Source organism: Photobacterium sp. GB-50 (assembly GCF_003026755.1).
Lineage (GTDB): Bacteria > Pseudomonadota > Gammaproteobacteria > Enterobacterales > Vibrionaceae > Photobacterium.
This window is the reverse complement of sequence record NZ_PYNX01000015.1, coordinates 1-13,338: the sequence shown is the minus strand read 5'-3', so window position 1 is coordinate 13,338 and position 13,338 is coordinate 1. Positions and strand designations below refer to the sequence as shown.

Sequence of the window (13,338 nt, the reverse complement as noted above, 5' to 3'; positions counted from 1 at the left end):
GTTATATTCTAATATTGTGAGAACTTACTCACGGTTTGTATTACAGCGGTTGGTTAGTATCAGCGCCAGAAACTTGGTCACCTCTGGACCGGTGGCCGTACAGCAAGCACCCTACAACTAATAATGATTTGCTGGCGGCCACACTACCCCTTATTCCGGCTTTACTTCTTCACTATTTAATACTGCAGCCTGTAGTACTTTCAGTGCCAACACATAGCTATTCTGTGCAAGTTCATCATTCCAATGTGTCCATACTCGATTGATGTATTCATCCGCGCCTTCACCTGCAAAGAAGTAACCATCGTTAAAACAATCTGCCATTTTGCTGTAGGCTTTCTCGATGGTTTGTTCATCGTCTTTCCAGTTACCTTGCTTATCAACACACGCTTGAATACCTGCATGTGCTGTTTTCGGAAAATACGCTAAAGGTTGATTCAAACCTTGGTAATACAACTCGATAAGCTCTTGTAAATAACCTTGTGCTTTACTCGCTTCGATCGCATTAATGACAAGGTGCTTATCGGTACCAATAATATGTGTTTTCTGGTTCAATTCTGGCTGGCTAATCGCTAAACATAAGTGATCACACCAAGCCGCGAGTAAATCTACCGAGCGCACTTTACCACTACGAAAACGCATTAAACCTGATTGATAGCGCTGTTTCAGCCAACCTTGAAGTAATACGGCATGACCATTTATCGTTAGTGTTATTGCCACTTCCTGATCATCTAATGGCGCATGAATTAATGGCTCAATCTGGCTAACTAACTCACGTACTGCTAGACGACTGGCATCTAAATCAATATCACCAAATGCCGCTACAGGTAACTTGCCCGCTGCTTTTTGCTCTTGAGCGAAATGACTGAAGATCTGATCCGGATCTTTATTGGTCATTTGAGCATCAAGCAATAATGCTAATAGCTCATCTTTAACGTGATAACTTTCAAGATGATTCAGCACAAACGGTTCATCATCTTCCAATAATCCCATTGGCGGCTCAAAGTAGACTTTCAGACGACGGTTAAAGAAATAACGTACCGGTAAACGCCAGAAACGCTGCAACTCAGCAAGCTCTAATACTTGTTGTTGATCATCGGCAATCGGTTCTGGAGGAAGTTCACCTAATTGGAAAGGTTGGCTCGCTTGCCCTTCACGAGCAGCAGCGGGTAGCCATTCAATGGCATAACTGCTATTACTCCCGATAAAAGCACTCGGACTAAATGGCACTAAGGGATGGTGCTCAATCAGTTTTTGTTTAATGTTTTCGGCTGATTGATCGACAGGAAGAGATTCATCCCCCTCTAAGCAATAACCTTGCTGACAATATTCCACCAGCTCACTGACTAGCACAGACGCAATTTTTTCTGCGTTGTCTTGAATTGAGCGACCCACGTAGCTGATATATAAGGTTTCTTGCGCTGATAATAATGCTTCAAGGAAAAGATAACGGTCATCATCACGACGAGAACGATCGCCCGCTTTAGTGCGACCATTCATTAAATCAAACCCTTCAGGGGCAATATTTCGAGGGTAAGCACCATCATTCATGCCAAGCAAGCACACCACATCAAAGGGGATCGAACGCATTGGCATTAAGGTACAAAAATTCACTTGTCCAGCAAGGAAGCGTTGGCTTACTCGCTCACCCGATAACTTATCGCGTAAATATTGAGTTAGCACTGCTGGTGTGATCTCACCTTTATAACCCGCATCATCGAGTTGTTCGTGCAAGCGGTGTAAGTTATCGCGAATAGATTTAAGAACCAGTTCGCCTTCTAATTCCACCGCAAAAAAATCATCCAGCATTTGGTTAAGTGTATCCGCCCACTCTGTCACCAAATGTGGCTGTGCTAACACTTCACGGTAACTAATTAAGCAATCAATAAAGCCAGCTAACTGCCCAGCTAACTCCGCATCAATCCCCTGTACTTGATCGTAAGCAGAAATGCCTTCAAACAAACCAGTATTATGGGGCATGGCATAACCTAACAGCATGCGCTGAATACCAAACAGCCAAGTATTTTGCATCTGCTCAGGAAGATTAAATTGGCTCGATGTATGCTGATCTAAGCCCCAGCGAACTCCCGCTTCTTCGATCCACTGTTTTACTTTCTCAAAGCTTTGGCTATCAAAACCAAACTTATTCATCACCGCAGGCACTTCTAATAGCTCTAACAGTTCTGAAGCATGACAGCGACTATCAGGCAAAGTTAACAAACGTAAAAACGCCAACAATATCGGGTTTTCTTGCTCTGCGGTTCGGTCAGAAATCGAAAATGGAATATAACGATTGCCCGGCGCATTACCAAATACCGCTTGGATGGCGGGGCTGTAGGCATTGATGTCTGCCACCATCACGATCACATCGCGTGGTTTCAGGTTAGGGTTTGCCTCAAACATCGCTAACAACTTGTCGTGAAGTACTTCAACTTCACGCATTGGGCTATGACATGCATGAATAGAGAGTGAGTTATCATCTGCAGCAATTGAGAATTTATGCTCACTAGATTCAAGTAACTCATCATTTTGACGATCAATTAATTCAAGAATATCGTATTGAATAGCATGCAATAAATTATCTGGCTCAATATCTACAAAACCATCATCGTTTGTATTTACATTCATACCGGATAATAAATAAACATTATCACGCCCCAGTTTTCCCATTGAGGCTAGAAGACTGTTACCACTTAATTTTTCAACCATCTCATCATAAGATGTCAGATCTTCATCTTTGTAGTCACTCAATACTTCGTCAATACTATTTTCGATAGCTCGTAACTTAACTCGATTCTTTGCTGCTAATCGCGCAAGATGCTTATGATCGCGAATATCTCCCCAGTAATAACGACAAGGGTTAGTAAACATTAAATGCACATCAATATGCTCACCAATAGCAGCAAGCGCATCTAGATAACGAGGGGGTAAGGATGAGATACCAAACACAAATAAACGCTGTGGTAGGCCCGCTGCTATTAATGCTTCTTTACCTTGTGATGCGTTGTAGTTTTGTAGCGTTTCAATAAAGTGTTCGTACAAGTTGGCACGGTGATAAGGCGATTGTCCAAGTGCCAAGGTTTGATCGTACAGTGCTTGCCATAAAATAGGCTGCCAAGGATGTTCATCTTCTAATTCAGCGACCGTTTCCCCCGCTTCCCATTGTTGGATCCACTCAGGGCGATACACTAAATATTGGTCAAAAATATCGGCAATTTTTTCAGCTAACTGATAGCACTTTAAATTGTCGTCATCACCGTCTAAATACCGCTGTAGCGCTTCAAATTCAGGTTGCTCAAACTGTGCTGGTAGCACTTGCATTAACTTCCACGTCATCGCTTCTTTGTTAAATGCACTGCGCTCTGGTACATCAGCGAGGACCTGGGTAAACATCTTCCAAATAAAGGTCGCTGGCAGTGGAAAATCGATATTAGCAGCCACACCCAATGACTTTGCTAATTCCATTTTTAACCATTGCGACATTCCTGGACTTTGTACCAGAATCTGTTCTTTTTCAAATGGATTGGCTAATGGCTTTAGCTTAATAAGCTCCACCAGCAAAGATTTAAGCAAGTCGAGTTGATTTGAATGGTAGACGGTAAACACTAAGGTATCTCACAGCAGGTGATGAATAACTAAATTGTCTACCATGAATTGAACACTGTAAATACATACAGGCAGAAATATTAACAATATTGTCTTAGCCCTAAAACAAAAAAAGCCCGATCTTTCGATCGGGCAACACACAAAACATCAGTGATAGTACAGGCAAATAATCTTAACTCATCTGCCTGTATTACCATCGCTATCAGACATTTTGTGGACAGTGTTCACTGTTATTTTTAAGAAGTCCGAATGGACGATAAAATGCTAAATAACGAATTGCTACATAGCCAATGATAATCGTTGCGATATAAAGCTCAATGGTTGCTAGACCGTGAACTTGTGCCACATAGTGAGCATCAAAGCCGTAATTTTTCATCCACGCTGCAGTTTTAAATAGTGCTGTTGCACCAATTGCCATTGGGAACGTAAAAGCTGCGTAACCTGGGCTGAACTCTAAGCGTAATAAACGGAAGAAAGCTAAGTAAATTACCGCTGTCATCAATACTGCAATACCGGCTAGTAATGCAACCACTACTGGTGATGGGTTTGCCGTTACTGTTAAATAACCTGCGAGTGATAGGCTAGCAGGCGCTGCCATAATCGCAATGGTTGGTTTTGCAGCATCTGGCACTTCATCACGGAACATAAAGCGGTAAATCATCATTGGAAGCATGACTGCGTATGACAACATACCAAAGATTAACAATACGTTTGCTAATGGGTGTAGCTCTGCAATACCTGGGAACGACACATCAGCAACAATAATACCGATTGGCGGTACAAACCAACTTGGCACCATGTGGTGAAGGTGGAAGTCACATGCACGGTGGTAAATAAATAGTGTTAAGAAAATAACGTGTAAAATTACCGCGAATAACCAAAGGTAAGCACCTGCTTGCGCTGATACATATAAACCAATCGCTTTTGATACCACCATTAATGCCATCGCAAATGTTGGTACAACACTACCCACTACATGGTGAGATAAATCACCCCATAATAATTTTGGATGGAATATAAATTTTGCAACTAAAACGAGTAGCATCAATGCCGCAATGACTGCACCTGTCATTTGTGCATAACCATGAAGTGTGGCACCATTTTCCCAGCACCATAAAACACTACCAATACCGAGTGCTAAACCTGCCATAGGCGTTGGCGCCCCTGCTACTTTTCTTTTCGTCGTCTTAATCATGTTCTCTCTCCGCCTTTATCTGATAGCTCTTAGCGAATTGTCTGTTTCTTTTGATGTAACTAAGTATATCCAGCTTGATTGTTTTAGAATATCTGAATATATTTAACCACATGTTAAGTTAAACTTAACCAATATTTTAAAGGCGAAATTTTACCGTCATTAATGATAAATAACGACCTTGCACAATGAGTTTTCAACAAAGGATAGTTATGAATATAGCGCTAAAACAATTGAAAGTTTTCGTAACCGTTGCCCAAGAACGTACCATTACCGCAGCCGCAGAAAAGTTATTTCTATCCAAGCCAGCAGTGAGCATGGCATTGTCTGAGCTAGAAAAGCAGCTTGATCATAAACTGTTTGATCGCAACAACAACCGCTTACTGATCAACGAACAAGGTAAGAAACTACTGCCTTTGGCTGACGAACTGTTAGCGCGTTCTAACACTATCGAAAAACTGTTTGATCAAGACGATGTTATTGCTGGTGAGCTAAAAATCGGTTCAAGTGATACTGTAGGCAATCAGCTAACACCTTTTTTAATTCGAGATTTCCGCTCAGCGACCCAACATCGTCACCAAAAACTGTTTATTTCTAACACTGCGCAAGTATGTCAGAAACTCACTGAATTTGAATTAGATGTGGGCTTTGTTGAAGGTAAAGTACAGCACCCGGATCTTATTGTGCAGCCGTGGCTCGAAGATAATATGGTGGTGGCTTGTCATCCTAATCATCCACTGACAAAAATTGAAGCATTACGCTTATCTGATCTGGAAGATTCTGAATGGGTTCTGCGCGAAACAGGCTCTGGCACACGTGAGTTTTTCTTAAATCGCTTAGCGCCACGTTTAGAGCATTGGACGCCAGCTTTTGAGCTAAATACTACAGAAGCGATTATCAATAGTGTTTCCGCAGGACTTGGGATCACCTGTATTTCACAACGTGCGGCATTACATGCCGTTGAAGAAAAGCGCATTGTATTACTGCCAATGCCATTAGATATGCGCCGCCAATATTGGCTGATTTTCCATAAAGAAAAGTACCAAAGTCCATTGCTAGAATCTTTTATTCAATTTAGCCAGCAATGGACATTTGATTAACCGTCATACTCGTCTTAAATACATCAGTTAAACACGATTATCACCCACACTGTAAGCAATGATTTGGCTGATCTCAGTTAATGATCGGCCAGATTCTTGTTGCCAATCATTAAACGCATGTTGCGCATTTCGCCATGATTTTAATGTGTCTCGTCCACCATCCACAATATCCGTATGACGCAAATAACTTTCCACATCTTTGGTAAACAAGAAACTGTCTTTACCCATCGCACGTAAACTATAAGCACCAGTTTTGCCGCCTAGACGTTTGCCATGTTTTTTTAAGTACAACCATAAGCCAACGATATCTTGCTCTGGCCACTCGGCAACCATATTGGCAAATGAACCATGCTCAACTGCTGCACGGTGGATCATATTGGCGTTTTCAGGGATCGTCATTACCTTCTTTAAATCACGAATAATTTCGGGATTTTGCGCTTTACGTTCCCACATTTCCTCAGGCATTAAACCCATTTTTTCAATATTAAAACCAAAAAATACCTCTTCAAAGCCAGCCCATTTATTGCGTACAACCTGCCAGCGAATCCCGCACTGAAAGATTTTTTGAGTTAAACACGCAAGCCACCGATCATCTGTGATCGCTTTTAATTCGTTGCAACTAAGTGGCAGTGATAATCGCTGTTCTAATGCGATATCGCCCCCTTTTCTTTCTGCTGCTCTGATGTAAATTTGGTCAAATTTTTCTTTGGTCATCACATTAACACGCTTAGCACTGGACGAAGCTAGTATGCTACTGTATAAACAGCCAGTAAATCAATTTCGGAGAGGATGACCATGGCTGTTATCGTCAAATATGTAGTTGAGCGCAACGGAGAAGAAAAGATGACTTTCACCTCTAAATCCGAAGCCGACGCATACGACAAAATGCTAGATATGGCTGACGAGATGTTTACTTTACTTAGCGAAAGTGAGCTTTTCGAAGATGAAGCCAAGCAAGAAGAACTATCTATGTTCTTAGCGCAAAAGCGTGAAGAAGTATTAATTGCGTTAGGCGCGAAAAAAGCAAAACCAGTAGCAAAAAAGAAGGTCGCAAAACCTGAAGTTGTTGCTGATACCCCAGAGCAAGAAGACGCAGCATAATTTTTAAAATTATCCCGTTCGCTGTTGAAAGCCTCCTCACTGGAGGTTTTTTTATAACTCAGCAATAAAAACTCAATTCTACAGCAAATATCAGCCAGTAATTTGTCCCATCTTAAAGGGCTATTCCCTTCTTTTAAGCCAACAGATTCGTAAAAAAAACATCATTTTGCTCTGATTTTTCTTTCGGCTCTTCTATATCTTACCAAGTGTCTTTATTATGGTTTTATTAATCGGGAGTTATCTGCTCGTTGCAAATGATTTCTCGGGCTTATCTTGATGTTCCACCTTACTGTAAGGTGTATTTAACATCACATTTTTTGTAATGGAGAACAGGTAACCATGTCTAGCTTTTCACTTGCCCTAGGTACAGCCACTAAAAACCGTGATGGAAAAATCATTGAAGCGTTTTTCCCAACCCCAACGCTTCATCCATCAGAACAATTAGTAAAAGATATTGCGACGATTGTTGGCTACCGTGGCGGCAACCAAGCGATTGAAGTAACACCAGAACAATGTGCAGCTATCGCTTCAGCATTTGAAGATGCAGACGATGAAGTAAGTGCACAGTTTGCAGCAAAAGCAACACTGTCTTCTCAGCCGCTTGTTATGGTGATGCTAAAAACAGATCTCGCTCCATCATCTGTTGCTGAAGGTTTCTTAAAGCTGCAACTTATCTCGCACCGTTTAGTGAAGCCTCATGGCGTTGTGCTTGACGGTATCTTCGGCTTACTGCACAACATCGCATGGACAAACAAAGGTCCAATTGATCTTCCTGAGCTTGCTGATCGTCAAATGGAAGCCCGTTTAAACGGTGAAACGATCACTGTCGATTGTGTTGATAAATTCCCTAAAATGGTGGACTACGTGGTACCAACAGGTGTTCGTATTGCTGATACATCTCGTGTACGTCTTGGCGCACACGTGGGTGAAGGTACGACAGTTATGCACGAAGGTTTCATCAACTTTAACGCAGGTACTACTGGTGTAAGTATGGTCGAAGGCCGTATCTCTGCAGGTGTTGTTGTGGGTGATGGCTCTGATATCGGTGGGGGTGCATCTATCATGGGTACCCTTTCTGGCGGTGGTAAAGTAGTGGTTTCTATCGGTGAAAACAGCCTACTAGGTGCCAACGCGGGTCTTGGTTTCCCTATGGGGGATCGTTGTACTATCGAATCTGGTCTATATGTAACTGCTGGCTCTAAAGTACAAATGCTTGATGCTAACGGTAAGCCTGTAGAAGTGGTTAAAGCGCGCGATCTTGCTGGTAAGCCTGATCTACTGTTCCGTCGTAACTCTATGACAGGTCAAATCGAATGTCTAACCAACAAAACTGCGATTGAGCTAAACAGCGAATTACACAGCAATAACTAATTTTATTGTCGATAGATAATCGATAACAAAAAGCGGCTCACTATTTTAGTGAGCCGCTTTTTTATAAAAGATTAATACTTATTTTTCTGGTTTAGTGTTATCTACTTTCTTTTTAATAATATAAATAAACGGATTATTAAAAGAAAATTTACTACCTTGAGTCGTTAGTCGACGATCTTTCATCGCCCCTAGTACTTCTTTCTGCGCTTTAATTAAAGCAAAAAATCGCAGCATGATAAAACCTATAAGTACCGGTAAAAAGATTGAACCAGCCTCATTAGATTTCAAAATAAAACTAATAGCTAACCAGCCAGCAATCATTGCTAATAACAAATAAAAAGGGGCGGTCTTCAGTTCTATACGTATTTCAGAGTCCGTTTCACTGCGTTGAAAAAAGAATTTCACTATATTATCCATCTATTAAATCCTTAAACTTAGAATCTCATAGACCGATTAATGCTATCAAGTAAATTTATTTGTTCTATTTCTAATAAGCGCTCATTTAATTTAGATAAGCATAAAAAACAACCACTTCTACTCTTTTTATTCATTAAAACAACATTAATATTTGCAACTTAAAGTATTTTTTTTAGGAATGTTAAATGCAAATGCTTGATGCTACTTTTCTTGCCATTAGGTAACACCTGTCTCCATATAACGTTTATTAAAATGTTATACGCCTACAAGGACACCTAACCCACGCATGTTAAATATGGAAATATAAGTAGGTTTTTATGGCTAGTAACGACAAAATAAATAAAGGGAGGATCGGCGTATTTGCCTTAGCAATGTTAAACATTGTTGCCGTGGTGAGTTTACGTGGTCTTCCTGCTGAAGCGGAATATGGTTTAAGTTCAATCTTTTATTATATTTTTGCTGCGGTTGTTTTTCTTATTCCTGTATCACTGGTTGCCGCAGAGCTCGCAACAGGTTGGTCGGAAAAAGGTGGTATCTTCCGCTGGGTAGGTGAAGCATTTGGTCCAAAACTGGCGCTTGTTGCTATTTTTATGTTGTGGATTGAGGTGACCGTTTGGTTCCCAACAGCACTAACATTCGGTTCTGTTTCCCTTGCTTTTATGGGACCTAACCATACCTTTGACCAAGCCCTATCAGAAAATAAATTCTTCGTACTTGCCATTGTTCTCGCTATTTATTGGATCGCCACTTTCATTGCTCTACGTGGTACTGAAGCTTTCTCTAAAGTCGCTAAATGGGGCGGTTTAATTGGTACTGTTATTCCTGGTATCGTATTAATTGTATTAGGCTTTTCTTATTTCTTCGCCGGTAATACGCCACAAATTCAATTAGGCTGGGATAAACTCATTCCTGACTTCTCTAACTTTAATAATGTTGTTCTTGCTGCCAGCATCTTCTTGTTCTACGCCGGTATGGAAATGAACGCTATTCACGTTAAAGAAGTTGATGATGCGCCACGTAACTACCCTATCGCTATCGGTATCGCTGCACTTGGTACGGTATGTGTATTCGTACTCGGTACATTAGCGATTGCGTTTGTTATCCCTCAAAAAGACATTAGCTTAACTCAAAGCTTACTTGTTACTTACGATGACATGTTTGCTTGGGCTGGTATTAGCTGGGCTGCGCCTGTCATGGCTGGATGTTTAGCTCTTGGCGTACTAGCGGGTGTTGTTGGTTGGGTTGCTGGTCCTTCTTCAGCACTACTTGTTGTGGCAAAAGGCGGTTACTTACCTCGTTTTTGGCAATACACAAACAAACACGGCATGGCATCACATATCATGTTGATGCAAGGTCTACTTGTTACCGCTCTATCAGTCGTATTTGTGGTACTTCCTTCTGTACAAGCGGCTTATCAGATCTTAAGTCAGCTTACAGTGATCTTATATCTTGTGATGTACCTATTGATGTTTGCTGCTGCCATTCACTTACGTTATAGCCAACCAAACCGCCCTCGTGCATTCAAAATCCCTGGTGGTAATGGTGGTATGTGGTTTGTTGGTGGCGTAGGTTTTGTTGGCTCTTTAACTGCCTTCATCTTCTCATTCATTCCACCCGGTCAGATCTCTGTCGGTAGCCCTCAAGAATACGTAGGTATCTTAGTTGTGCTAACCATCATCTTTGTATCTGTTCCGCTATTTATCTACAAAGCCCGCAAACCTCACTGGAAAGATCCAGCGGTTACAGACTTTGCGCCATTCACTTGGGAAATTGAAAACGTTCATCCAGGTGTAATTAACCCATCAGACAAAGTTACTCACACATTGAATCAGTAAGGAAATGAATATGTCGTGTTGTAAAAAAGATGTCGCTGCCGTTATGCAACAAGCGTTTGATTTGCATAAAGGCAACAAAGATGGCGCTAATGCTTCTTACATCCCGTTCCTAGCATCGGTTCCATCTGATTTATGTGGATTGGCTTTCGTCTCTGTCACCGGCGAAGTCATTAAAATCCAAGATGTTGACTATAAATATGCCATTGAATCTATCTCAAAGATCATGACATTAGGGTTAGCACTAGAACAATCAGGTGCAGATGCCATTCACAGTAAAGTCGGTGCTGAACCAACGGGCTTACCGTTTAATTCAGTGATGGCGCTTGAACTCCATAACGGTAAACCACTGACACCGCTTGTAAATGCAGGTGCAATGGCAACGGTAAGCCTAATTGAAGCTGATGATAAAGAACAACGCTGGCAGAAAATTCTCGCGTTTCAATCAGCGCTAGCTGGGGCGAACATTGAGCTTTCAGAGGATGTGAATCAGTCAGAGCAAACAACCAATGCCCATAATCGGGCAATTGCTTTGTTACTAGAATCATCAAACCGTATCTACTCTGATCCACTTGAAGCGTGTGATGTTTATACCCGTCAGTGTTCGACGCTATTCAATACTGTTGAATTGGCAACGGTAGGTGCCACTTATGCTAATGGCGGTAAAAACCCAATTTCAGGACAACAGCTTGTTAGCCCTGAAAATGCCTCTCATATCTTAGCTGAAATGATGATGGAAGGGCTTTACGACACATCGGGCGACTGGGCTTATGATGTTGGTTTACCAGGAAAAAGTGGTGTTGGTGGTGGTTTAGTTACCATTATTCCAAACGTAGGTGCACTCGCTGCATTCTCACCTCGTATCGACCAATTTGGTAATAGCGTACGCGGACAATTAATGATCAAACATGTCGCTCAAACTATGGGCTGGAACTTGTTTAACAGTAAGCAACACTAAGGTAGGAAGAAAATTATGGCTCTTCATGAAGTAACACGTAAAACTGGTAATGATCCAATCTATGGCTCAGATACTATTCATAACGTTGCGGCAACTACCAAGCTACCACAGCAAGAACAAGCACCTAACGTGATCTATCAAATGATCCGTGACGAACTTTATCTTGATGGTAATGCACGTCAAAACCTTGCCACCTTCTGCCAAACATGGGAAGAAGATGAAGTGCACAAATTAATGGATCTATCCATTGATAAGAACATGATTGATAAAGATGAATACCCTCAGTCTGCTGAAATAGAAGGTCGCTGTGTTCATATGTTAGCGGATTTATGGAATTCACCAGAATCAGTAACTACCGTCGGTACTTCAACTACAGGCTCTAGTGAAGCATGTATGTTAGGTGGTTTGGCTGCCCTATGGCGCTGGCGTGAAAAGCGTCGTGCTCTTGGTCAACCAACCGATAAACCAAACATGGTTTGTGGTCCAGTCCAAGTTTGTTGGGAAAAATTTGCCCGCTACTGGGACATTGAAATGCGTGAAACAAAAATGGCTGATGGTCATTACTGTATGACGCCAGAAGACATGTTAGAGCTTGTCGATGCAAACACTATCATGGTGGTACCGACTTTCGGTCAAACTTTCACCGGTTTATACGAAACAGTAAAACCGTTATCTGATGCACTAGATACTTACGAACATGATACTGGTAACTCTATCGATATCCACGTTGACGGTGCAAGTGGCGCAATGCTAGCACCATTTTGTGCTCCAGAAATTGATCCTTGGGACTTCCGTTTAGAGCGTGTTAAATCAATAAGTACTTCTGGCCATAAATTCGGTCTAGCACCTTTAGGCTGTGGTTGGGTTGTATGGCGTAGTAAAGAAGATTTACCTGAAGGCTTAGTATTCCATGTTAACTACTTAGGTGGTGACATGCCGACTTTCGCCTTGAATTTCTCTCGCCCTGCAGGACAAATCATTGCGCAATACTACAACTTCCTACGTTTAGGTTATGAAGGCTACAAACGTATTCATGATGCAAGTTACGATGTATGCGAATACCTCGTCAAAGAGTTAAACAAATTTAATCTGTTTGAATTCTTGTTTGACGGTAACCGTGAAAAAGGTATTCCAGCAATTTCATGGCGCTTAAAAAATGATGCTGATGTTTCATTTAGCCTATATGACTTAGCAGATCGTCTACGGACTCGTGGCTGGTTAGTGCCTGCTTATAGCTTACCTGCAAACGCGCAAGATCTTGTGGTACAACGTATCTTAGTTAAACAAGGTCTAACGATTGATTTAGCTAATTTATTGATTGCTGACTTTAAACGTTCAATTGATTTTCTAAATACACATGCACAAGCTAAATGCACTGCTGAAGATGTAAAAACATTTGATCATAGTGGTCGCTAATTATATTTACATCTATTTTAAATAAAGGCTGGTTTTGCCAGCCTTTATTTAACTAATATTAATAAACCAAAATCGCCTACTATTATTAATCGCCAAATTCTCTTTAATATTATCAAAGTAACCTTTCAATCGCCCCTTCAGCTTATCTGCAGATAAAAACAAATAAAAAGAGTCTTAATAAATAATTTAAACCCTCCCATAAAATAACCTAAAAACAGTCACTAAAAACAGTCACTAAAAACAGTCACTAAAAACAGTCACTAAAAACAGTCACTAAAAACAGTCACTAAAAACAGTCACTAAAAACAGTCACTAAAAACAGTCACTAAAAACAGTCACTAAAAACAG

10 protein-coding genes are annotated in these 13,338 nt (G+C 41.1%); 6 read left to right on the top strand and 4 right to left on the bottom strand.

Going from position 1 to position 13,338, the window contains the following annotated elements; translation table 11 throughout:
- Positions 1–150: 150 nt before the first annotated feature.
- Together recC and C9J41_RS16050 are read right to left on the bottom strand one after the other, a co-directional pair.
- Positions 151–3,603, bottom strand: coding sequence for an exodeoxyribonuclease V subunit gamma (gene recC / locus C9J41_RS16055; RefSeq protein ID WP_107294787.1), 3,453 nt, complete (start codon positions 3,601–3,603; stop codon positions 151–153).
- A gap of 202 nt (positions 3,604–3,805) precedes the next feature.
- Entirely contained in the window at positions 3,806–4,798 is a 993-nt protein-coding gene (locus C9J41_RS16050; protein WP_107207747.1) for a TDT family transporter, read from the bottom strand.
- Positions 4,799–5,007: 209 nt separating this feature from the next.
- Here C9J41_RS16050 and C9J41_RS16045 point away from each other — a divergent pair, with 209 nt between their 5' ends.
- Positions 5,008–5,895 (top strand): LysR substrate-binding domain-containing protein, encoded by an 888-nt coding sequence (locus C9J41_RS16045; protein ID WP_107247503.1) that lies wholly within the window; start codon positions 5,008–5,010, stop codon positions 5,893–5,895.
- Between the two features lie 27 nt (positions 5,896–5,922).
- Here the strand turns inward: C9J41_RS16045 and C9J41_RS16040 are convergent, their stop codons facing one another.
- On the bottom strand, positions 5,923–6,609 hold the full coding sequence (locus C9J41_RS16040; protein ID WP_107207749.1) for a DNA-3-methyladenine glycosylase I: 687 nt from the start codon (positions 6,607–6,609) through the stop codon (positions 5,923–5,925).
- An 81-nt stretch (positions 6,610–6,690) separates the two neighbouring features.
- On the opposite strand from C9J41_RS16040, the gene C9J41_RS16035 reads away from it, so the two are divergent.
- Both C9J41_RS16035 and dapD read left to right on the top strand, forming a co-directional pair.
- Positions 6,691–6,996, top strand: coding sequence for a YebG family protein (locus C9J41_RS16035; protein ID WP_107207750.1), 306 nt, complete (start codon positions 6,691–6,693; stop codon positions 6,994–6,996).
- Positions 6,997–7,335: 339 nt separating this feature from the next.
- Complete coding sequence (gene dapD / locus C9J41_RS16030; protein WP_005371559.1) at positions 7,336–8,367, top strand: 2,3,4,5-tetrahydropyridine-2,6-dicarboxylate N-succinyltransferase; 1,032 nt, start codon at positions 7,336–7,338, stop codon at positions 8,365–8,367.
- Positions 8,368–8,445: 78 nt separating this feature from the next.
- Here dapD and C9J41_RS16025 read toward each other — a convergent pair whose 3' ends face one another.
- A complete protein-coding gene (locus C9J41_RS16025; protein WP_107207751.1) occupies positions 8,446–8,784 on the bottom strand; it encodes a hypothetical protein in 339 nt (112 codons plus the stop codon).
- 317 nt (positions 8,785–9,101) lie between these two features.
- On the opposite strand from C9J41_RS16025, the gene gadC reads away from it, so the two are divergent.
- From gadC to C9J41_RS16010, 3 genes are read left to right on the top strand one after another with little or no spacing between them, the layout of a single operon-like run.
- Entirely contained in the window at positions 9,102–10,619 is a 1,518-nt protein-coding gene (gene gadC, locus C9J41_RS16020; protein ID WP_107247502.1) for a putative glutamine/gamma-aminobutyrate antiporter GadC, read from the top strand.
- A gap of 10 nt (positions 10,620–10,629) precedes the next feature.
- A complete protein-coding gene (gene glsA / locus C9J41_RS16015; protein WP_107294786.1) occupies positions 10,630–11,574 on the top strand; it encodes a glutaminase A in 945 nt (314 codons plus the stop codon).
- Positions 11,575–11,589: 15 nt separating this feature from the next.
- Positions 11,590–12,990 carry a glutamate decarboxylase gene (locus C9J41_RS16010; protein WP_107294785.1) on the top strand — a complete coding sequence of 467 codons (1,401 nt, stop codon included), beginning with the start codon at positions 11,590–11,592 and terminating at the stop codon, positions 12,988–12,990.
- Positions 12,991–13,338: the final 348 nt, after the last annotated feature.

Bases quoted from the DNA above. Each gene is read 5' to 3' on its own strand.
- C9J41_RS16050 (WP_107207747.1), bottom strand. From the start codon at position 4,798: ATGATTAAGACGACGAAAAGAAAAGTAGCAGGGGCGCCAACGCCTATG.
- gadC (WP_107247502.1), top strand. From the start codon at position 9,102: ATGGCTAGTAACGACAAAATAAATAAAGGGAGGATCGGCGTATTTGCC.
- glsA (WP_107294786.1), top strand. From the start codon at position 10,630: ATGTCGTGTTGTAAAAAAGATGTCGCTGCCGTTATGCAACAAGCGTTT.
- C9J41_RS16035 (WP_107207750.1), top strand. From the start codon at position 6,691: ATGGCTGTTATCGTCAAATATGTAGTTGAGCGCAACGGAGAAGAAAAG.
- dapD (WP_005371559.1), top strand. From the start codon at position 7,336: ATGTCTAGCTTTTCACTTGCCCTAGGTACAGCCACTAAAAACCGTGAT.
- C9J41_RS16040 (WP_107207749.1), bottom strand. From the start codon at position 6,609: ATGACCAAAGAAAAATTTGACCAAATTTACATCAGAGCAGCAGAAAGA.
- C9J41_RS16025 (WP_107207751.1), bottom strand. From the start codon at position 8,784: ATGGATAATATAGTGAAATTCTTTTTTCAACGCAGTGAAACGGACTCT.
- C9J41_RS16010 (WP_107294785.1), top strand. From the start codon at position 11,590: ATGGCTCTTCATGAAGTAACACGTAAAACTGGTAATGATCCAATCTAT.
- C9J41_RS16045 (WP_107247503.1), top strand. From the start codon at position 5,008: ATGAATATAGCGCTAAAACAATTGAAAGTTTTCGTAACCGTTGCCCAA.